Origin of the sequence: Corallococcus sp. CA053C, assembly GCF_003611675.1 — a bacterium.
Taxonomy (GTDB): Bacteria; Myxococcota; Myxococcia; order Myxococcales; family Myxococcaceae; genus Corallococcus.
Genome location: NZ_RAWA01000140.1, coordinates 1 through 20923, shown reverse-complemented (window position 1 = coordinate 20923; position 20923 = coordinate 1). Strand labels below are relative to the sequence as shown.

Annotated in this window: 11 protein-coding genes and 1 pseudogene; 9 read left to right on the top strand and 3 right to left on the bottom strand. The window is 70.8% G+C overall.

All coding sequences use genetic code 11. The annotated features are described in order from the left end of the window. Positions 1-71 precede the first annotated feature (71 nt). From D7V97_RS19730 to D7V97_RS19685, 5 genes are all read left to right on the top strand, one after another. Complete coding sequence (locus D7V97_RS19730) at positions 72-1103, top strand: lipase family protein (protein WP_120612196.1); 1032 nt, start codon at positions 72-74, stop codon at positions 1101-1103. Positions 1104-1238: 135 nt separating this feature from the next. After that, entirely contained in the window at positions 1239-1571 is a 333-nt protein-coding gene (locus D7V97_RS19725; RefSeq protein ID WP_233582992.1) for a transposase domain-containing protein, read from the top strand. A 357-nt stretch (positions 1572-1928) separates the two neighbouring features. Then, positions 1929-2207: a hypothetical protein gene (locus tag D7V97_RS45370; protein WP_199728868.1), complete on the top strand. Its 279-nt coding sequence runs from the start codon at positions 1929-1931 to the stop codon at positions 2205-2207. A 62-nt stretch (positions 2208-2269) separates the two neighbouring features. Next, the gene (locus tag D7V97_RS19710; RefSeq protein WP_147444880.1) at positions 2270-2947 is read left to right on the top strand and encodes a hypothetical protein; all 678 of its coding nucleotides are present in this window, start codon (positions 2270-2272) and stop codon (positions 2945-2947) included. 974 nt (positions 2948-3921) lie between these two features. After that, the gene (locus D7V97_RS19685) at positions 3922-4806 is read left to right on the top strand and encodes an IS4 family transposase (protein WP_233582991.1); all 885 of its coding nucleotides are present in this window, start codon (positions 3922-3924) and stop codon (positions 4804-4806) included. Positions 4807-4818: 12 nt separating this feature from the next. On the opposite strand, the gene D7V97_RS19680 is transcribed toward D7V97_RS19685, so the two are convergent. From D7V97_RS19680 to D7V97_RS19670, 3 genes are all read right to left on the bottom strand, one after another. After that, on the bottom strand, positions 4819-12207 hold the full coding sequence (locus D7V97_RS19680) for a non-ribosomal peptide synthetase (protein ID WP_120612190.1): 7389 nt from the start codon (positions 12205-12207) through the stop codon (positions 4819-4821). Between the two features lie 78 nt (positions 12208-12285). Continuing rightward, positions 12286-14109, bottom strand: coding sequence for a hypothetical protein (locus D7V97_RS19675; RefSeq protein WP_120612189.1), 1824 nt, complete (start codon positions 14107-14109; stop codon positions 12286-12288). Next, positions 14106-15956, bottom strand: coding sequence for a DHHA1 domain-containing protein (locus D7V97_RS19670; protein WP_158623407.1), 1851 nt, complete (start codon positions 15954-15956; stop codon positions 14106-14108). Before D7V97_RS19670 ends, D7V97_RS19675 begins: the two co-directional genes overlap by 4 nt. 95 nt (positions 15957-16051) lie before the next feature. Here D7V97_RS19670 and D7V97_RS44190 point away from each other — a divergent pair, with 95 nt between their 5' ends. The 4 genes and pseudogenes from D7V97_RS44190 to D7V97_RS19645 form a co-directional block, all read left to right on the top strand. Continuing rightward, entirely contained in the window at positions 16052-17023 is a 972-nt protein-coding gene (locus tag D7V97_RS44190; protein ID WP_147444879.1) for a DUF4440 domain-containing protein, read from the top strand. 38 nt (positions 17024-17061) lie between these two features. Further along, on the top strand, positions 17062-18423 hold the full coding sequence (locus D7V97_RS19655) for a hypothetical protein (RefSeq protein WP_120612187.1): 1362 nt from the start codon (positions 17062-17064) through the stop codon (positions 18421-18423). A gap of 119 nt (positions 18424-18542) precedes the next feature. Further along, a complete protein-coding gene (locus D7V97_RS19650; protein ID WP_120612186.1) occupies positions 18543-19994 on the top strand; it encodes a glycoside hydrolase family 6 protein in 1452 nt (483 codons plus the stop codon). Between the two features lie 634 nt (positions 19995-20628). Continuing rightward, positions 20629-20923 (top strand): annotated as a pseudogene (locus D7V97_RS19645) (hypothetical protein); the annotation flags it as partial.

Genomic DNA, 20923 nt, shown 5'->3' with positions numbered 1-20923 from the left:
CCTCCGAGGGGAGGGCGTCACGGCACGGGCGCTGCAAAAGGGCCAGGGCATCACCTTCCCAGGGAGTGCCCATGACGACCTCGACCGCTGCCGTCCCCCGTCCGCAGTCCGCCGGCCCCATCCACCCGATGCCGCCGCAGCCCGTGCTGGATGCCAGCGTGGTGCTGCCGATGGGGCAGGGGGTGGTCGCGGCCTACGACTCCTTCAATGGCAAAACCGTTCCGGCGGTCAGCGGCTGGACGCAGAAAGACACCCTCACCGTGTGGGTGCCGCAGAAGGGCGGGGCCTCGGAGATGTTCGGCATCTGGTACCTCGCCGACGGCGATGCGAGCACGGCGATGCTGGCGCTGCGCGGGACGGTGACGGCCGCCGACGTCCGCGCGGACGAGGAGTACGCCACCACGTCCTTCGTGCCGTTCAACGGCGCGACGCTGTCCCCCGTGCCGCAGGTGCACGGCGGGTTCTGGAGCATCTACACCGGGGTGGGTGGCTCGGTGACGCAGTCGATGCAGGCGCAGGTGTTCGCGTGGCTGAAGGCGAACAACATCCAGAAGCTCTACCTGACGGGTCACAGCCTGGGCGGCGGGCTCGCGGAGTTGATGGCGTTGGACCTGGCGGTGAGCCAGTCGTCGTTGAGCGTCACCACCGTCACCTTCGCGGCGCCCAAGGCGGGGCTCACGGACTCCTGGGGCAAGGCCTATGCCCAGTACGTCACGACCCCGGTGACGGTGCGCGTCGTCAACCAGTACGACGTGGTGCCCACGTTGCCGCCCGCGGTCCGCTACGGGCAGGTGGGCGAGGAGTTCTCCATGCTCTTCTACAACACGCTCGGGGACACCAGTACGCAGGAGGCGACCATCCGGCACGAGATGGACAACTACCTCTCCGTGCTCACGCAGGCGCTGTCCGTGCCGCCGCAGCAGCCGCAGATCTACGTCGGCACCTTCCCGGACGGCGTCTACACGGACAGCAGCGGCAACCCCCTCACGGACACCAGCGCCGCGCCCACGGCCGACAACATCGCGAGCGCGAAGGCGTCCGCGCAGGCCCTGCCGCCTCAGCCGGTGGCCCAGCCTCCGCGCCGTCAGGTGGCGGTGAAGTAGGGCCCGCTGCTGGAGCTCTGGCCTGCGACGGCGCGCGGCCCCTGACTAGCGGCAATGCCGATCAGTTAGGTAGCGCTTGCGAGGGCCTACCGACTGGGTTGAGGGTGTGGCGATCTCGTTCTTGGAGATCGCCGCATGGGGCTTGCACAGGCCGTCCAGGGCGCCGCCTGGGTGGCTCCCGAGCAGTTCGACCGGTTTCGGCAGCACATCGACCCGGTGTGGGTCGAGGAAGCCGTGGTGGCGACCGGCTTCGCTTCTTTGCGCCGTCGGCGCCTGCCAGCCGACCAGGTCATCTGGTGGGTGCTGGGGATGGCCTTGATGCGCAACGAGTCCATCCAGCGCGTCGCCTCTTTTCTCCATGTCGCCCTGCCGTCGGGGACGAAGTCGACGCCCGTGGCGTCCAGCGCTCTGACCCAGGCGCGCCATGGGCCTGCTCCGGTTCGGTGGACAGGCCGCGCAGCCCCTTGAGGTACACGCCTGCCCAGGCCGCCCTCCCATGGGGTGCGCGGTAGGGGACTGGGCCTTTTGGCTCTGGGGAGGCGTAAGCCTCAACACCCCGCGGCCTGGGTTGACTCTTGCGCCGGGGCCAGGCTCACACCTGCCGTGGGCAAGCCCAGGTGCTCCAGTATCGCTCGCACTCCCCCCTGCCTTCACGTACGCCAAGACCCGCCGCCTGCCTCCACACCTCACGCAGGCGAACACGTCGAAGTCGAACGTCCTCTTCAGCAACTCTGCCCAATCCACTCGCGGCGTCCTCTCCTTCATCCGCTCCTTCCTAGCCGCTGCCTCACTCCCCGCGCTCGCCTCCTCCGCTTGGGGGAGCGCATGGACTCGAACCCGGAGCAGAAGCCGCCGCGTGTCTGTCGGCGGGTGCGTTCCAAGGGAGAGCCCGGCATCCGCTACGACGACGCGGTGGGGTGGGAGGTGGGCTTCGTCTCCACCGCGACGTTCTGGTGCGTGGCGACAGGAGAGAGTGTCGGGCCCGACGACGATCTGGTGCACCCTCACGCCTGTGGCGAGGGGCGCGCCTGCTTCCGCGCCCCCGTAGCCCTCACCGGGGAAGGGACTCCGGAGGGGAATCCCCAAGCCGCCTCCACCCGGTAACGAATTGACAATCGAGCGAGCCGTGGTACGCCGAACTCACCGCCCAGCAATCGGAGCCATCGATGCAACGAGTTGCCGTGAGCTTGCTTTGTCCCCTTCTGTTCCTGTCCATGGCATGCAACGTTGGCGACGCCGCCGATGATGTGGAAGACACCATGTCGCGTCCTGCGGCCGCTCCCGTCGAGGGCGACGCCCAGGTGCACGCACAGGCCGATCTCATGCGCTACTCCTGTGGCTACGCATTGGCCGGGTACGCCTGCAACAACGGGAGGAGTCACGTCGATATCTACGCCGCGAACATGGAGGCCGCCATCGCGGCCTGCCACGCCGCGCAACCTCCTACGTACCCGGACTTCTGCTACGTCATCGACACGGGAGGCGTGTGGTGGAGCGACGAGGCCTATTGCCAGGCGGCGTCGGGATCGTGGCGACCCGCGAACGCGTGCTGCAACTTCATGGGAAACGTGAGTTGCGCCGTGCAGTACAGGTGCGGTTATGCCCTGGCCGGGTACGGCTGCAACAATGGGAGGGGAAGCATCTTGATCTCCGCCCCGGACATGACGACCGCCATCTCCACCTGCCGCGCGTCGCAACCCGCTTCGCTCCCTGACTTCTGCTACGTGAACCACGCGGGGGGAGTCGCGCCGACCGATCCGACCCAGTGCGCGGCGGTCGGGGGATCGTGGCGGCCCAACAGCGAGTGCTGCAACTTCCGAGGCTCGCTCAGCTGCCCGAACTAGCTTGAGGGGGCCGAGGAAGACGAGCCGGCCACGGAGCAAGCTCTCTTCCAGATTCTTCGCGGTGGAGAACCGAGGGGAGGCGTATAGGCGGGATAGAGGCTGTGTTGAGAGTGAGGGCTGGAGCGGAGGTGGCGAGGAGGGCCGCTGACAGGGGCCGCCCGAGCAGTGAGCCCGGTCGGTGGACAGGCCGCGCAGCCCCTTGAGGTACACGCCTGCCCAGGCCGCCCTCCCATGGGGTGCGCGGTAGGGGACTGGGCCTTTTGGCTCTGGGGAGGCGTAAGCCTCAACACCCCGCGCTCTGGGGCGGCCCTCGCGCAGGGACCAGGTGCGCACTCGCCGTGGGCAACCCCAGGTGCTCCAGAATCGCTCTCACCCCTCCTGCTCCCTTCACGTACGCCAACACCCTTAAGCCTGCCTCCACACCTCAAGCACGCGAACACATCCAGGGCGAACGTCCTGCGCAGCAGCCCGGCCTGGTCCAAACGGGGTGTGCGCTCCTTCCTCGGCTCCTCCACCGTCGCGGCAAAGGCGGGGCTCTCCTCCTCCAGCCCCGGCTCTGCCCCTGCTTGAACTCACGACGTGGCGCCGAGGCCGCGGAGGCCGTGCTGCGTGCCGTCCAGGACGCCGTGGACGCCGGGGCCGACGTGGAACGCGAGGAGACCTGGCGCGATGTGCTGGTGCGGTGCGACGCGGAGCGGGTGGCCTCGGGACAGGGCGGTGAAACCACCGCCCTGGTCGCCTGTGTCACCAGGCGGCGCGTGGTGGGGGCCAGCGCGGGGACTCGGAGCTGTGGCTGTTCCAGGGAGGCGAATCGACCGCGCTGACGGAGCATCAACACCGCAAGCCCCTGCTCGGCAGCGGGCAGGCGCGGCCCGTCACCTTCGAGCTCGCGTGGCGAGGCGGTGTCCTCCTCGGCGCGTCAGACGGATTGTTCAAGTACGTCGACCTCCGTCGCATCCAGGAGCATGTGAGCCTTGCCGACGCAAACGCCGCGGTGCTCGCGCTGGCCGCGCTGCCTCGGCTTGCGAGCGGCGCGCTCCCACCTGGTGGCGGCGGTGCGCTTTGGGGCGTACGCCACCGGCGAAGTGACGCTGGCGGCGCAACTGTGGAGTCAGCTGCCGGAGAACTCGGTCGTCATCGTCGACCGCGACTTCACCGCGGTACGCGACCTGCTGGAGATTGCAACGGAGGCCAAGAATCGGCACTGGCTGGTGCGGGCCAAGGCCCACATGAAACCCGTCCTGGTCGAGAAGCTCGGCCAGGACGATGCCCTGGTGGAGCTGCGAGTCACCCGGCACATGCGAGCTTCGAGCGCCAGGCCCATGCCCGAAGTCGTCCGCATGAGGGCCATCCGCTACCAGCGCCCGGGCTTCCGTCCCAGCGTGCTGCTGACGTCGCTGCTGGACCCGAAGAAGTACCCGGCCGAGGAGATTGTCCAGCTGTACCACGAGCGCTGGGAAATCGAGCTGGGGTACGACGAAATCAAGACGCACCTGCTGAACCGGCAGGAAGCCATCCGCAGTCGCACACCCCAGGGCGTGCGGCAGGAAGTCTGGGGCATCCTGCTGGCGTACAATCTGGTGCGCGTGGAGATGGAGCGGGCGGCGGACGAAGCCGGCGTGGAACCGACGCGCATCAGCTTCGTCAATGCGCTATCGCTCATCCGTAACGCATGGCTGGTCTGGTCGACCCCGCCGCTGGCACCCGGGCGGATTCCGGAGCACCTGCTCGACCTGCGCAGGCACCTGGGACTGCTGCTGCTCCCGGAGCGAAGGAGCGAGAGGCGCTACCCACGAGTCGTAAAGATAAAGATGAGCAACTACGACAAGAAGTGGGTCAAGCGCCCCCGCCCTAACTGACCGGCATTGTGACTAGCGGCGGGTGCCCACGGCGGCGGCCGTGTCCGGATCCGCCTCCGGCTGCCCGGAGGACGTCGTGAGCGGCGGGGCATCCAGATAGCGCGACAGGGCCCGGCCCACGGAGTCCACCTGCGGCGGCTGGAGCACGGAGTAGTGCGTGCCGGGCACGTCCACCACCTCGATGCTGTCCGTGAGCGCCGCCCAGCCCCGGGTGCGGTCGCCGCCCTCGTCCACGTTGGCCTCGGTGCCGCGCAGCATCAGCACGGGCACCCGCAGCGGGCGCAGGACGTGGCCGGAGAGCGCGCTGATGCAGGCGTTGAAGACGCGCTGCCGCCGCTGGAGCCAGGCGAGGTTCACCTCCGGGCCGAAGGCGCCCACGCGCTGGCCTTCTTCGAGCAGGTGCGGCAGCAGCTTCGCTGAGTCCCCCGCGGGCACGTGCGCCGGCAGCTCCTCCGACAGGCCGGTGGTGTGGGCCAGGTTCACGGTGAAGAGCTGGCCCAGCGTCGCGGCGTCCTCCATGCGCGTGCCCTGTGCGTAGGACGTGGGACTGGGTTCGATGAAGACGAGCCGCTCCACCTCCTCGCCGCGCTCCAGGAGCTGGCGGGCCATCTCGAAGGCGACGACGGCGCCCATGGACCAGCCGCCCAGGCGGTAGGGGCCGTGGGGCTGCACGGAGCGCACGGCCTCCAGGTGGAGCGCCGCCAGGTCCTCCAGCGAGTCCACCGGGCACTGGCCGTTCTCCAGCCCCGGGGCTTGGAGCCCGTGGAAGGGCTGCTCCGTGCCCAGCTGGCGCGCCAGCTCCGCGTAACCCCACACGGTGCCGCCAATGGCATGCACGCAGAAGAAGGGCGTGCGCGTGCCTTCGGCCTGCAACGGCACCAGCAGATCGCCGGGCGTGGGGCCCAGGCGCAGCTGGGACAGCGGCGCTTCGGGCGAGGCCACCGCCTGCTCCAGGAGGGAGCGCAGGTGGCTGGCCCAGCGCGTGGCGGTGGCGGGCTCGAAGAGGTCGCTGTTGTACTCCAGCACGCCGGTGAGGCCGGCTTCCGCCTCCTCCCACAGGGCCAACGTCAGGTCGAACTTGGCGGACTGGCGCTCCACGTCCACGAAGCGCAGGGACAGCCCGGGGCCCATGGGCTGGGACACCGGCGCGTTCTCCAGCACGAACAGCACCTGGAACAGCGGCGAGCGGCCCGCGTCCCGCGCGGGACGGACGGCCTCCACCACCCGGTCGAAGGGCACGTCCTGGTGTGCGTACGCCCCGAGCGTCACCTCGCGCACGCGGCCGAGGAGCGCGTGGAAGCTGTCGCCCTCCGTCACGCGGGTGCGCAGCGCGAGCGTGTTCACGAAGCAGCCGAGCATGTCCTCCAGCTCCGGTGCCGGCCGCCCCGCGATGGGCGAGCCCACCACCACCTCGTCCTGCCCGCTGAGGCGCGACAGGAGCGCCTGGAAGCCCGCGAGCAACACCATGAACGGCGTGACGCCCTCGCGGTGGCCCAGCGCCTTCACCGACTCCGACAGCGCGGTGCCCAGACGCACCGGCACGCGGCCACCCCGGAACGTCTGCACGGACGGACGCGGCTTGTCCGTGGGCAGCTCCAGCGCGGTGGGTGCTCCGGCAAGCTGGTGGCGCCAGTAACCCAGTTGTGACTCCAGGACCTCGTCCCGCAGCCACGCGCGCTGCCAGACGGTGTAGTCCACGTACTGGAGCGGGAGCGCGGGGAGCGACGGCGCCTGACCCGTGGAGAAGGCCTCGTAGAGCGAGGACAGCTCGCGGGTGAGCACGGCGGAGGACCAGCCGTCGGAGATGATGTGGTGCATCGTCACCACGAGCAGGTGGTGCTGCGCGCCCAGCCGCACCAGCAGACCGCGCACCAGCGGGCCACGCGTGAGGTCGAAGGGCACTTCCGCTTGATCCGCAGCGAGCGCGAGCGCCTCCTGTTCGCGGGACGCCTCCGGCACGCCCTGCAGGTCCACGAAGGTCAGCGACGGCGGCAGCTCCGGGAGGACGACCTGCACGGGCCCTTCGGCGTCCTCGCGGAACACGGTGCGCAGCGTTTCGTGACGCTGGTGCAGGGCGTGGAAGCTCCGCACCAACGCCTTCGCATGCAGCGGCCCCATCAGGCGCAGGGCCGCGAGGATGGTGTACGCGCTGCTGCCGGGCTCCAGCCGGTCCAGGAGCCACAGCCGCTGCTGGGCGAAGGACAGCGGCAGGCGGCCCGTTCTCGGCACGGGGAGCAGTGGCGGCACGATGGGGCTTGAGTCGCCCGCGTCCCGCGCGGCGTCCACCCGGGCGGCGAGCGCCTCCAGCGTGGGCGCGTCGAAGAAGGCATTGAGGGGCAGCTCCACGTGCAGCGACGCGCGCAGCCTCGACACCACCTGGGTCGCGAGCAGCGAGTGGCCTCCCAGCTCGAAGAAGTGGTCGGTGATGCCCGCGCGCTCCACGCCCAGCACCTGCTGCCAGAGGCCCGCGAGCAGCGTCTCGGTGGGCGTGCGGGGCGCCTCGTAGGGACGGGGGCTGGTGCGCTCGATGACGGGGGCGGGCAGGGCCTTGCGGTCCACCTTGCCGTTGGGGTTGAGCGGCAGCGCGTCCAGGACGACGAAGGCCGCGGGCACCATGTACTCGGGCAGCGTGCGGCGCAGCCCTTCGCGTAGGTGGGCTCCATCCAACGGGTGGCCATCCCTCGCGACGACGTAGGCGACGAGCCGCTTGTCGCCGGGCACGTCCTCGCGGGCCACGACGACGGCCTCGCGCACGCCGGGGGCGGCCTGCACCGTGGCCTCCACCTCGCCCAGCTCGATGCGGAAGCCGCGCACCTTCACCTGGAAGTCGGTGCGGCCCAGGTACTCCAGCGTGCCGTCGGGGCGGTAGCGCACGCGGTCGCCCGTCTTGTACATGCGCGCGCCTGGAGGGCCGAAGGGCGCGGGCAGGAAGCGCTCCGCGGTCAGCTCCGGGCGGTGCAGGTAGCCGCGCGACAGCCCCTCTCCGGAGAGGTACAGCTCGCCGGGCAGGCCCACCGGCACCGGTTGCAGGTGCGCGTCCAGCACGTAGGCGCGGGTGTTGGTCAGCGGCCGGCCGATGGGCGGCACCTCACCCGGGCGCACGCGTGCGTAGGTGGAGTAGGTGGTGTCCTCCGACGGGCCGTAGAGGTTGTAGAGCCGCTGGACGCCGGGCACTTCGTAGACCTGCCGGGCCAGGGACGCGGGCAGCGCCTCGCCCGCGAGGTTGACGGTGCGCACCGACGGGGGCAGCGCGCCCAGGCGCAAGAGCTGCGCCATCGCGGAGGGCACGGTGTTGACGAGCGTGACCTCCGACGCCTGGGGCAGCTCCGCGAGGTGCAGCGCGTTGCGCGCGATGATGACGCGCCCACCCCGGCTGAGCGGCGCGAAGACCTCAAAGACAGACAGGTCGAAGTTGAGCGACGTGCAGGCGAGCACGCCCTTGAGCTCGTCTGCGGAGAAGACGCTGTGCGTCCACGTGAGGAAGGCCACGGCGGCGCGGTGCGGGATGGCCACGCCCTTGGGGCGGCCGGTGCTGCCCGACGTGTAGATGAGATACGCCAGGTTCTCCGGCAGGGGCGACAGCGTGAGGGACGCATCCGGCGGAGGCAGCAGCGCGTCCTCCGGGTGGTCCAGGCACACCACCTGCGATGCGTGCGGCGGCAGCGCGGCCAGCAGGTGCGAGTGCGCGACGAGCGCGGGTCCCTGCGCGTCCTCCAGCAGGAAGGCCAGCCGTTCGCGCGGGTAGGTGGGGTCGAGCGGCACGTACGCCCCGCCCGCCTTGAGGATGCCCAGCATGCCCACGACCATGTCCGCGGAGCGCTCCACGCACAGGCCCACGCGCACCTCCGGGCCCACGCCCAGCGAGCGCAGCCGCCGCGCCAGCTGCTGGGCGCGCGAGTCCAGCTCGCGGTAGGTGAGGCGCACCGCGCCGGAGACGACGGCCACCGCGTCCGGCGTGCGGCGCACCTGCGCTTCCACCAGGTGGTGCAGGCACGCGTCGCGCGGGAAGTCCTGGGCGTTGTCGTTCCACGTCACCAGCACACGGTGCCGCTCCTCGGCGGACAGCGCGGCGGAGGGCGGCTCCTGCGATGCCGTGCCCCCGGTGTCCTCCGGCGCGTTCTCCACCGTGAGGGGCTGGAGGGGGAAGCGCTCGCGGGGACGGGCCTGGGTCGCGCGCTCCACGGGGGCGGACGTGCCCGCGCGGGCCTCGTCCACGCACCGCGCGAGCTGCCGCACTGTGGGGTGCTGGAAGAGGGCGCGCAAGGACAGCTCCACGCCGAACAGCGCGCGCAGCCGGGCGAGGACGCGCGTGGCCAGCAGCGAGTTGCCGCCCAGCCGGAACAGGTCGTCCCGGGCGCCCACGTCCTTCACGTTCAGCAGCTCGCCGAAGAGCGCCGCGATGGCCACCTCCGTCGGCGTCTCCGGCATCACGCGGGCCGCTTCCGGCGCGCGCTCCAGCGTCGGCGCGGGCAGGGCCTTGCGGTCCACCTTGCCGTTGGGGCTGAGCGGCAGCGCGTCCAGCACCACGAAGGCGGGCGGCACCATGTACTCCGGCAGCTTCGCCAGGAGCGACGCCTTGAGCGCTTCCACATCCACGGTGGCCCCGGCGCGGCCCGCGACGTAGGCCACCAATCGCTTGTCACCGGGCACGTCCTCGCGCGCGAGCACCACCGCCTGCCGCACGCTGTCGTGCTGCTCCAGCGCGGACTCAATCTCTCCCAACTCGATGCGCAGGCCGCGCACCTTCACCTGGAAGTCGGCGCGGCCCAGGTACTCCACCTCGCCGTCGGGCAGCCAGCGCGCCACGTCGCCGGTGCGGTACATGCGCGCGCCGGGCGTGTCGCTGAACGGATCCGGGATGAAGCGCTCGGCGGTGAGGTCCGGGCGTGACTGGTAGCCGCGCCCCACCTGCACGCCGCCGATGTAGAGCTCGCCGGACACGCCCACGGGCACCGGCTGGAGGATGGGGTCGAGGATGCGGATGGCGGTGTTCGCCACCGGCCGGCCGATGGGCACCGAGCGCCGTCCGTCCTGCGGCGTACAGGCGAAGTACGTCACGTCCACGGCCGCCTCCGTGGGGCCGTAGAGGTTGTGCAGGCCCGCGTGCGGCAGCGCCTGGAGGCAGCGCTCCTTCAGCTCCAGGGGCAGCGCTTCTCCGCTGCACACCACCCGGCGCAGCGACGTGCAGGCCGCGGCCTCCGGCTCCTCCAGGAACACCTGGAGCATGGAGGGCACGAAGTGGAGCGTGGTGACGCCTGCCTCGCGGATGATCCGCGTGAGGTACGCGGGCTCCTGGTGGCCCCCGGGCCGCGCCATCACCAGCTTCGCGCCCGTCATCAGCGGCCAGAAGAACTCCCACACCGACACGTCGAAGCTGAAGGGCGTCTTCTGCAGGACGACGTCGTCCGCGCCCAGGCGGTACTCCTGCTGCATCCAGCGCAGGCGGTTGCACACGCCCCTGTGCGCGTTCATCGCGCCCTTGGGACGTCCGGTGCTGCCGGAGGTGAAGATGATGTACGCGAGCGCGTCCGGAAGCGTCGCGCGGACGGGCGCGTGCGTGGGTTGTCGTGCGAGCGCTCCGGCCTCCGCATCCACGCAGACGACGTGCGCCGAGTGTGGCGGCAGCACGGGCAGCAGTCGCTCCTGCACCAGGAGCACCGTGGGGCGTGCGTCCTCGAACATCCACGCCAGCCGCTGCGGCGGATAGCCCGGATCAAAGGGCACATAGGCCCCGCCCGCCTTGAGGACCGCGACCAGCGACACCACCATCTCCAGCGAGCGCTCCAGGCAGACGCCGACGCGCGACTCCGGCCCCACGCCCAGCTCCCGCAGGTGGTGCGCGAGCTGGTTGGCCCGCGCGTCCAGCTGCGCGTAGGTGAGCGATGCGTCCTCGAAGGCGAGCGCCACCCGGTCCGGCGTGCGCGCCACCTGCGCCTCGATGAGCGCGGCCAGGTCCTCTTCCGGATACGCCTCGTGCGCGCCGTGCCAGTCCTTCAGGAGCTGCTGGCGCTCGGCGTCGGACAAGAGGGGCAGGTCGCGCAGGCGCGTGTCCGGGTGCGCCACCGCGCCTTCGAGCACCCGCTGCAGGTGCCCCAACAGCCGCACCATCGTGGGGGCCTCGAAGAGGTCGGTGCTGTACTCGGCGGACAGGCGCAGGCCCTGTGGCAGCTCCGTGGCGTAGAGGGTGAGGTCGTGCTTCGTCGTGTCGGTGGTGACGGGCAGGGCCTCCATGGTGAGGCCGCGCGCCTGGAGCGGCGACGCGGGCGCGCTCTGGTGGATGACCATCACCTGGAACAGCGGCAGGTGGCTGGAGCTGCGCTCGGGCTTGAGCGCCTCCACCAGCTTCTCGAACGGGACGTCCTGGTGCGCCTGGGCCTCCGACGCGGTGTCGTGCACGCGGCCCATCAGCTCGCGGAAGCGCAGCGCGCCGGACAGGGGCGTGCGCAGCACCAGCGTGTTGATGAACAGGCCGATGAGCCCCTCCAGCTCCGAGCGGCCCCGGCCCGACACCAGCGTGCCCAGCGCCACGTCGTCCTGTTCGGTGTAGCGGTGGATCAGCGCGAGGAAGGCGGACACCACCAGCACGAAGAGCGTCTTGCCTTCGCGCTGGCTGAAGTCCTTGAGGCCCTGGGTGAGCGCCGGGCTGAGCGTGAGGAACTGACGGGTGCCCCGTGAGCCGAGCGTCGCCGGCCGAGCCTTGTCCGCGGGCAGCTCCAGCCGCGCCTCCGGATCCAGCTTCCCGCGCCAGTAATCCAGCTGCGCCTCCAGCACGTCCCCCTTCAGCCACTCGCGCTGCCACGCGGCGAAGTCGGCGTATTGCAGCGGCAGGGCCGGAAGGTTCGCGGGCGTGCCCTCCACGGCGGCGACGTAGAACAGGGCCAGCTCCCGCACCAGCACGCCCATGGACCAGCCGTCCGCGATGGCGTGGTGCAGGTTGAGCAGCAGCAGGTGCTCGTGGCCCGACAGCCCGTAGAGCGTGGCGCGCACCAGTGGGCCCTCGGACAGCGCGAACGGGCGCTGGGCCTCGGCGGTGACCTCCGCCCACGCGCGCTGCTCGCGCGCTGCCTCCGGCACGTCCCGCAGATCCCGGTGCTCCAGCGTCAGCGTGAGCGAGGGCGCGATGACCTGGACGGGCTGGCCTTCATGTTCGCGCAAGGTCGTGCGCAGCGTCTCGTGCCGGTCCACCAGTGACTGGAGGCCGTGCTGGAGCGCGTCCCGGTCCAGCTCGCCCGTGAGGCGCACCACCGCGGGCATGTTGAACAGCGCGCTGCCGGGGCTCCACTGGTCCAGGAACCACATCCGCTCCTGGGAGAACGAGGGCGGGGCCTGGCGGACCTTGCGTGCCTTCTCGCGCAGCAGCAGGGCCAGCTTCGCGCGCTTCTCTTCCGGGGTCTGGGCCATGTCGGGCACACCTCGCTGCTCGCGCCGGTGTCGCCGGACGCAGGAATGTTTCGCTGCTGTTGCGCTGGACGTCGCGGGCTACGTCGGAGCGGCCAGCCGCGTCTGCAGGAAGCCGCGGGCCCGCTCCAGGACCGCGCTCACGTCTTCAGCCAGGGCGCCCTCCGCCCACGCAAGCTCCGGACCGCCGTCGGTCCGCCCTTCCACCGTCGGCGCCATCCGCGCCAGGAGCTGGTTCGCTTCCACGCCGCGCTCCACCAACTGGGACGTCATCGCGGTGACCAGCTCCAGGGTGCCGCCGCGCGTGGCCGTCAGCGCCACGGCGGTGGGCGCCGTCGCCTTGCGCAGCAGCTCCGCCAGCGTGCGCGGCTGGTGCTCTGGCGCCTCCCCCAGGTGGTGGCACACGACCGTGGTGTCCCCGACGGTAGTGGCGCTCTCCAGCAGGTGGCGCACCAGCTCCGCGCGCTGGGCCCGCTGGGCCTTCTTGCGGTTCTTCTTGTCGGACTGCTGCTCGCGGCCCAGCTGTTCCAGCCGCTCGCGCAGCACCGCGACGCGGTGGCGGGGGAGCTGTTCGTCCTCCAGCCGCTTGCTCAGCGCGTCCAGGCGCTGCACGCGCTCCAGCCCGCTCAGCTCGGAGGCCTCCTCCAGCCCGCGCTCCAGGGACTCGAGCTCCTGGCGCAGCAGCTCCACCGACTCGCGGGGGCTGAGGATGGGGGACGCGAACGTGTCGGGGAGGCCGTCGAAGCCGACCACGTTGGCCTCGCCGTCCACCTGGTGCAGGCGCTTGCGGCTGAAGGGCAGCAGCGATTCGTTGCCCAGCTTCGCCGCCAGCCGCCATGCGATGTGGCGGTACGAAGGCAGGTGGCGCAGGTACACGGCGTTGTAGCGCGGCAGCGGCCGGTCCCCGCGCAGCGTCTTGAATTGATCCGCGCCGCCGCCGGTTTCAATGGCGATGCCCCGGTCCAGGGCCTCCATCATCAGCAGGTTGTTGAGCAGCCGGTACAGGCCCACCTCCTGCGGCACCGACAGGTCGTAGCCGGACACGGGCGAATAGACGACGTCGTCCTTCACCGCGATGCCGTAGAACATATCGATGCGGCCGTCCTTCACCAGCAGGCGCAGCGGGATGAGCGTCCCCTTCAGCGCGTCCTCGAAGTACGTCACGTTCACGGGCGGGTTCGTCGTGTACTTCTCCCGGTGCAGCATCCGGTACAGCTCCGCGAGCCGGGGCGCGCAGCCGGGCACGTCCCGCCCGTCCACGAGCTGGTAGCCGGACGCCTCCAGGAGGCGCGCATCCCGGCGGCGGTTCTCCCGCGCGCGCCGGTCCAGCTCCAGTCCGAAGGGCAGGAGCATGCGCGTGTGCGTCATGTATGAGAATTCAAAGCCCTCTGCCTTCAGCGCGTTGAGCAGCGGCGAGTGCGTGGCCGGGTTCAACGCCATGAAGGCGATGGCGTACGCGGGGAAGCGCGTGCTGAGGAACTCCGTCATCCGCCGCACCTGATCCGCCGTCAGGTTGGCGCCCATGTTGCGCAGCGACGGCCAGGTGTCCACCTGGATGCACTTGTCCAGCCGCGTGGCCTTCATCACCGCGCCCACGCCCCAGAGCGCGGTGCTGGCGGTGAAGCCGGCCAGGGGCTTCCAGTTGCCTGTCTTGATGGCCCGGCGCTGGCTGCCGATGTACCGCTCGTACATCGAGAACAGGTACGAGTTGTCCCCCGAGCCCTCGGTGAGCGACAGCGGGATGATCAGGTCATCCAGGCCCAGCAGCAGCATGCGCGCCCGGTCGTCGAACCACGGCTGGGGGCCGTGCCGCACGAGGGGCACGAGGAAGCCCTTCGCCGCGCGGCCCTGCTCGGTGTCCGGGAAGGGGGCCTCGTCGATGTTCGCTTCGTCGTAGAGCTTCATGGACCGTCATCCGGGGGGCGCCCGGGGACCGTCCCCGCCAGGTGCGACTGCACGTACTGCCGCGCGGCGGTGAGCGCCGCGTCGATGCCGTCCGCGCGCGAGCCTCCGCCCCACGCCACCTCCGGCGAGCCTCCGCCCTTGCCGTCCACGCACGGCGCGGCCTTCGCCATCAGCTGGCCCGCGTCCAGGCCCAGGCCCCGGAGCGCCTCGCTCGCGGCCGTGACCAGCACCACCTTGTCGCCGCGCGTGGCGGTGAGCACCACGCCCACGCTTCCGGCGGCCTGCCGCAGCGCCTCCACCAGCGCCTTGAGGTGCGGGGCGGTCGCGTCGCCCAGGTGCGCGGCGACGAGCGCCGTGTCGCCCCAGCGCGTCGCGTCCTGCAAGAGCTGACGGGCATGTTCGGCCGGAGGCACGGCCGCGGCCGTGGCGGTCGGCGCGGGCTTGCGGCGCGCCTCCTGCTCCAGCTTGGTCAGCCGCTCGCGCAGGGCCACCACGCGGGGCATGGGCTGGGGCCAGTTGTGCAGTGTTTGCGACAGCGGCGCCAGCTCGCGCAGCCGCGCCTCGCCCTCCAGCCGGGAGGCCGCATCCAGCGACGCTTCCAGTGCGTCCACCTGCTCGCGCAGCGTCCGCGCGGCTTCGATGGGCGTCTGGCCGGTGGGCGGGGTGAAGGGCAGTTGCAGCGGGCCGAAGCCGACGATGCCGTCCCCGTCGATCTTCCGCAGCATGGCGCCCGAGGCGGGCCGCACGGCGTCGTTGGCGTAGCGCTGCAGCGTGCGCCACGCCAGCCTGCGGGGGCCGGACAGGTGCTTGGTGTAGACGGCGCTCCAGCGGGGCACCGGGACGGAGCCGCGCAGGCTCTTGAAGGGATCCGCGCCCGGGCCCAGCTCGATGGTCTGGCCCACGTCCAGCGCGTCCTGCATGAGCTGGTACACGAGCCCGCGGTACAGGCCCAACTCCTGCGGCAGCGACAGGTCGTAGCCGAACAGGGGCGACCACAGCACGTCGTCGTGGACGTGGTGGGCATAGAAGCCGTCCACCCGGCCGTCCTTCACCGCGAGGCGGTACTCGAGGATGCGCTCGCGCAGCGTCCACTCGAAGAACGCCTCCGTGTACTGGAGGTTCGTGTGGTACTTGCCCCCGTTGAGCGCGCGGTACAGCTCCATGAGTCGGCGCTCGCAGCCGGGCACCTCGCGCCCGTCCACGATGCGGTAGCCGGCGGCCTCCAAGAGCCGCCCGTCCCGGCGCCGGTTCTCCCGCACCTGTCGGGTGACGTCCGCCTGCGTGGGCAGCAGCACGCGCGTGTGCGCGCCGTAGACGAAGTCATAGCCCCGGCCCGCCAGCGTGTTGAGCAGGGGCGAGTAGCTCGCCGGGTTGAGCGCGAGGAACACGATGGCGTGCCCGGGGAACTGCTCCACCAGGAAGTCGGTGAGGCGCGCCACCTGGGCGTCGTCGAACTGCGTGCTGAGGTTGCGCAGCACCAGCCAGTGGTCCACGTAGACGATCTTGTCGATGCGCCCCGCCTTCAGCATCGCGCCCAGCGTCTTCATCCCCCCGCGCATCACCGCCGCGCGCACCGCGCCATACGCCTGCGCCGTCACGCCCGTCAGCTGCAGGCTGATGTAGCGCGCATAGGTGGAATGCAGCGCGGAGTTGTCGTACTCCGCGTCGTTGATCGCCAGGGGGATGCGCAGGTCGTCCATCTCCACCAGCCGCAAGGTGGTGCGGTCGGAGAGGTAGGCCGTGCTGCCCTGCTTCATCAGGGGGACGAAGTAGTCCCGCGCGAGCCGCCCCAGCGGGGTCTCGGGCCAGGTGCACGCGTCGACGTTGCGCTCGTCATAGAGAATCATGAATAAGTCACGATTGCGTGTATCGCGGGACGAATCAAGGTAGGCGAGTACGGCCTGATTCACTGGCTGTACAGGTCTAGAAAAGGAACAGGACAATGAATCGGATGTTCGCGGGAGTCCTCGTGACGGCATCGCTGGGCGCGATGGGATGCAGTGGGGCGGGAAGCACGGGAGCGGGCACGGACGCGCGGTCGCGCTCGGCTCCACTGTCCGTGTCCGACGCGCGAGGTCGTCTGCGCGAGGCGGACCAGGCCATGTCGGACGCCAGCGCGAAGGCGGGCTCCGCGCAGGGGTTCGCGGAGTTCCTGGCGGAGGACGCGGTGATGCTCGTGGACGGGGAGTACGCGCTCAAGGGGCGCGACGCCATCCGCGCGTGGCTGACCGCGCATCCGCTGGAGCAGGGCGGCACGGTGCACTGGGAGCCGGTGCGCTGGGACGTGAGCGCGGACGGGACGCTGGGCTATTCGGTGGGCCACTCGACGGTGGACGCGGCGGGCGCGACGGCGAAGTCGCTGGGCCGCTACATCTCCACGTGGAAGCAGCAGCCGGATGGCGCGTGGCGGGTGGCGGTGACGGTGCGCAACGCCGCGAAGACGCCGATGACGCCGCCGGCGGGCTTCGCTCCGTCGCACACGCTGCCGGCCGCCGCGCCGCGCACCCTGGCGAAGGACGCGGTGCTCGCGGAGGCCAAGGCCGCGGACAGCGCCTTCTCCGAGCAGTCCACGAAGGAGGGCATGGGCAAGGCCTTCATCGCCTACGCCGCCGAGGACGCGGTGCTGCTGGGCGGAGCGGCGGGCCTCTTCGGCCGTGAGGCCATCGCGCAGGCGTACACCCCGTTCACGCTCGACAAGATCGACCTGCGCTGGGAGCCGGTGCTGGGCGACGCGGCGGCGTCCGGGGACCTTGCGTACACGGTGGGCCGCGCTGTCGCCACGGGCAAGAACGCCGAAGGCAAGCCGGAGACGGACTACGTGAAGTACCTCACCGTGTGGCGCCGGCAGGCCGACGGACAGTGGCGCTACGTCACCGACGGCGGCAACTCCAACCCCGGCCCGCAGGGCCCCTGACGCCAGGCCTTCCCCTCCACCGCTCCCGGAGCTTTCGCATGGCCCGCGCCCCGCTGTCCGACGCCATCGCCTTCTACGACGACCTGCTGAAGGGCGACGTGCTGCGCCGCACCGAGGAACTGCTCCAGCGCACCTCGGAGGCGAAGCGCATCACGTATGGCGGGCGCGTGCTGGCCCACGCGCTGCGTCCGCACTTCGTCACCCCGGAGGCGCACGCGGAGCTCCAGCGGGCCGCGTCCGTGGTGGGGCAGGCGTTGGAGGAGGTGGCGGCGCGCGCGGCGACGGATGCGGCCTTCCGCGAGTCGCTGCACCCGCAGGGCTGGGAGGAGCTGCTGGCCCCGGTGGACGGCGGGCGCCCGGGGCTCGCCACCATCGGCCGGCTGGACGGCTTCGTCGGCCCGGACGGCGTCATCCGCTTCATTGAATACAATCCCGACCCGGGGGGCCCCATCAACTCCCACCACCTGGGCCAGGCCTTCGACGTCTCGCCCGCGATGGAGGCCTTCGCGAAGCGCTACGACGTCGTCCGTCCCGCCACCGCGCCCCATCTCATCCCCTCCCTCACCGCGCTCAACGCGCGCGCCGGACGCAGCGGCCCTCCCAACCTGGCGCTCTTCGGCCCGCCGGGACCCGACGACTCCGACGAGGAGGCGGTGTACCGGGACTACCTGGAGGCGAACGGCTGCCCCCTGCGCATCGTCACCTCCGAGGACGACTGGACGTACGCGAACGGCGTGCTGCGCGTGGGGGACTTCCGGGTGGATGTCATCACCTTCATCTCCTCCGTCGGCTTCGGCGGGCTGGTGGTGGGGTGCGGCCCGGATCATCCCGTGATGCGCGCCCTCACCGACGGCGCGGCGAACTTCATGAACGGGCTGTTCCGCAGCACCATGCTGCGAAGCAAGACGCTCTTCGCGGCCCTGAGCCGCATGGCGGACGAGGGCGCCTTCGGCCCTGAGCGGGACGCCCTCCTGAAGAAGCACATCCCGTGGACGCGCATGGTGCGCGAAGGGATGACCCCGCGCGACGGCGCGCGCGTGGACCTGGTGTCGTACGTGGCGGCGCACCGGGAGCACCTGGTGCTCAAGCCCGCCTTCGACTACGGCGGCCGAGGCGTCACGCTGGGCTGGCAGACGGACGCGGACACCTGGAGCGCCACGCTCAAGCAGGCCCTGGAGGAGACCTGGGTCGTGCAGGAGCGCATCCCGCTGGTGAAGACCGCCTGGCCCGTGCTCGACGGCGGACAGGTGCGGTACGAGGAGTGGCACTCGGACCTGAACCCGTTCCTGTGGAACGACGGCCGGCCCGAGGGCTTCCTCGTGCGGCTGTCCTCCTCCGCCATGCTCAACCTCGCGCAGGGTGGAAGCCTCACGCCGCTGGTCATTGTCCGCGAGCGCTGACGCCTGCCTGCCGCCGCAGGTCTGAAGAGTTCCATGAATACCGGAAATAGCTGAAAACTCTTGTCTCCAGGGCAGGCGGCCCGCATGAATGGTGGCTCCCCCGTGGTGAGGAGTTCCCCATGAATCTCCCTGGTTTCTTCCGGTGGCTGTCATTGCCCGCGGTGCTCCTGTCTTGTGGTCCCGCGGTGACTGAGGCTCCGGCCGACGCTCTCGTCGCTGCTCCGGCGACCGTGCAGCAGGCGGCGCTTATCGAGCTGCTCTCCAATGGCACGTTCAACAACGGCACGACGGCGCCGTGGTGGAACAACGCGAGCACGCAGTCGTGGGTGGAGAACAGTCAGTGGCGCGTGGACGTGGCGGCGAACACGGCCAACGCATGGGACGCCATCGTAGGGCAGAGCGGCGTGACGTTGGTGGCGGGGCAGGCGTACACGCTGGCCTTCACGGCCACGGCGACGGCGGGCATCACCGCGCGCGTGACGGTGCAGCAGGACACCGCGCCGTACGCGACGACGCTCAACCAGTCCTTCACGCTGGACGGCACGTCGCGGCGGATCAGCTTCCCGTTCACGTCCTCGCTGTCCACGGGACAGGGACAGGTGACGTTCCAGTTGGGCGGGCGGGCCAACGCCGTCACGGTGCGGCTGGATGACATCTCCCTCACCACCGAGGGCGGCGCGACGGGCTCCGGTCCGGTGGCGATGACGAGCGGCTTCTACGTGGACCCTAACTCCAACCCGGCGGCCTGGGTGCGCGCCAACGGTGGGGACGGCCGCGCGGCGCGCATCAACGCGTCCATCGCGAGCAAGCCGATGGCGCGCTGGTTCGGCAACTGGAGCGGCGACATCACGCAGGCGGTGTCGGGCTTCGTGGGCGCGGCGGACGCGGCGGACAAGCTGCCGGTGCTGGTGGCCTACAACATCCCTGGCCGCGACTGCGGCAGTCACTCCGGTGGTGGTGCGGGCAGCCCGGAGGCGTACCGCGCGTGGATTGCCGCCTTCGCGGCGGGTCTGGGCAACCGGCCCGCGGTGGTCATCATCGAACCGGACGCCGTCGCGCAGCTGGACTGCCTGCCCAACGACACGGAGCGCCAGACGCGGCTGGGCCTGCTGCGCTACGCCACCGAGCAGTTCCGCGACCGCGCGCCCAACACCTGGGCGTACATGGATGGGGGCAACGCGCGATGGATTGTGGCCGACACGATGGCGCAGCGCCTGGAGTCCGCGGGCGTGCGCAACGTGCGCGGCTTCTCCATCAACGTGTCCAACTTCTACACCACCAGCGAGTCCGCCACGTACGGCGGCGCGGTGAACTCCGCGCTGTCCAGCCGCTACGGGTACACGCGGCAGTTCATCGTGGACACCAGCCGCAATGGCAATGGTTCCAACGGCGAGTGGTGCAACCCGGCGGGCCGCAAGCTGGGCACGCCCTCGCAGACGGGCGGCGGCGCGGAGCTGCTGCTGTGGGTGAAGGTGCCGGGTGATTCGGATGGCCAGTGCGGCATCGCGCCGGGCACGCCCGCGGGGCAGTTCAGCCCGGACCTGGCGAACCGGCTCATTGACGGCATTTGAGGACCACCCCCCATGGGAATCTTCGGTTCGGTTTCCTGGCGTTGTCTTGCGGTCCTCTTCCCCGCGCTCTTCATGGCGTGCGCCGAAGGACAGATGGCCCCTACTTCCGGTTCGGTCCGGAAGTGGGTGGGACCCTGGTGAACGTGCCCGGAGGTGGGCAGTTCCGCACCGTCATCTTCTACGGCCCCTGGCAGTGCAGTTCTCAGCTCATGAACTACTGCCGCGAGAAATGCGCCGGAAGCGGGCACGTCCTCCAGGGCTGCATGTGGCTGGCGGATGTGAAGATGGATTTCCAGGGCACACTTGTTCGCGTGTCATGGGCCGTCCCATCGGATCGCTCGTGGGTCACCTCCTCGGATCGCAGTCCCGACCAGCCCGCGTGCTCGGGAGCGTCAAGGGTCGGCTCCGCCGAACCCTGAACGGTTCTGCGCCCTTGACCCTCCCTCCGCGCGCGGGCAAAGGGCAACCGGCCGCAAGCGACCAGTCCTGAGCGATCAGGAGTCGCGATCCGCTTGGCCGACCCGGATGCGGTCCGTTGCCCCGCCCCCTGACAAGGAGCGGCCCGGCGCCCTGTCGGACCGAACGGGGACACTCCGTTCTTCACCCCTACCGGGGCCTTTCACAGGAGGCGTCGATGCTCATGCGTTGGGGTTGGGCTGTCGTCATGCTGGGGATGTTTCCCGGGGCCGGAGGGGCGCAGGATGCCGTCGCCCCAGAGGACTTCGAAGCCACCGTTCGCAAGCTGGAGGAGGCCATTTCGGCGGGGGCTTCCGGCGAGGAGGAGTCGGGCGCGGCGCAGCCCGAGGAGGAGGCTTCTCCGCCTGCCACGTCCGACTCGACGACGCCATGGACGAACCTGCTGCGCATGGAGGCAGCGACGTTGACGTTACTGCCGCGAAGGGGCGCGGGCACCGACGATAGCTTCGTGC

Coding starts and splice junctions, on each gene's coding strand:
- D7V97_RS19730 (WP_120612196.1), top strand. CDS start 72: ATGACGACCTCGACCGCTGCCGTCCCCCGTCCGCAGTCCGCCGGCCCC.
- D7V97_RS19725 (WP_233582992.1), top strand. CDS start 1,239: ATGGGGCTTGCACAGGCCGTCCAGGGCGCCGCCTGGGTGGCTCCCGAG.
- D7V97_RS45370 (WP_199728868.1), top strand. CDS start 1,929: ATGGACTCGAACCCGGAGCAGAAGCCGCCGCGTGTCTGTCGGCGGGTG.
- D7V97_RS19710 (WP_147444880.1), top strand. CDS start 2,270: ATGCAACGAGTTGCCGTGAGCTTGCTTTGTCCCCTTCTGTTCCTGTCC.
- D7V97_RS19680 (WP_120612190.1), bottom strand. CDS start 12,207: ATGGCCCAGACCCCGGAAGAGAAGCGCGCGAAGCTGGCCCTGCTGCTG.
- D7V97_RS19675 (WP_120612189.1), bottom strand. CDS start 14,109: ATGAAGCTCTACGACGAAGCGAACATCGACGAGGCCCCCTTCCCGGAC.
- D7V97_RS19670 (WP_158623407.1), bottom strand. CDS start 15,956: ATGATTCTCTATGACGAGCGCAACGTCGACGCGTGCACCTGGCCCGAG.
- D7V97_RS44190 (WP_147444879.1), top strand. CDS start 16,052: ATGAATCGGATGTTCGCGGGAGTCCTCGTGACGGCATCGCTGGGCGCG.
- D7V97_RS19655 (WP_120612187.1), top strand. CDS start 17,062: ATGGCCCGCGCCCCGCTGTCCGACGCCATCGCCTTCTACGACGACCTG.
- D7V97_RS19650 (WP_120612186.1), top strand. CDS start 18,543: ATGAATCTCCCTGGTTTCTTCCGGTGGCTGTCATTGCCCGCGGTGCTC.